This window comes from Escherichia sp. AM3, assembly GCF_032029835.1.
Classification (GTDB): Bacteria; Pseudomonadota; Gammaproteobacteria; order Enterobacterales; family Enterobacteriaceae; genus Escherichia; species Escherichia coli.
In genome coordinates, this window is sequence record NZ_JAVUPQ010001108.1 from 1 (window position 1) to 257 (window position 257).

The following is a 257-nucleotide window of genomic DNA, read 5'->3' on the forward strand; positions in this document are numbered from 1 at the left end:
GGATGACGGTCAGGGCGGCGGCCAGCAGCAGAAATTCATGGCACTTGGCTCGGGCGTCATTATTGATGCAGCGAAAGGCTACGTGGTGACCAATAACCACGTGGTAGATAATGCTAACACCATTAAAGTGCAGATGAGCGATGGCCGTAAATTCGATGCCAAAGTGGTCGGTAAAGATCCGCGCTCTGATATCGCGCTGATTCAGATTCAGGATCCGAAGAACCTGACGGCGATTAAGCTTGCCGACTCTGACGCGC

At 52.9% G+C, this 257-nt stretch carries 1 protein-coding gene; it reads left to right on the forward strand.

The window, feature by feature from the left end:
* Window positions 1–257: trypsin-like peptidase domain-containing protein (locus RTW80_RS29910; RefSeq protein ID WP_312721785.1), on the forward strand; the 257-nt coding region annotated here is incomplete at both ends.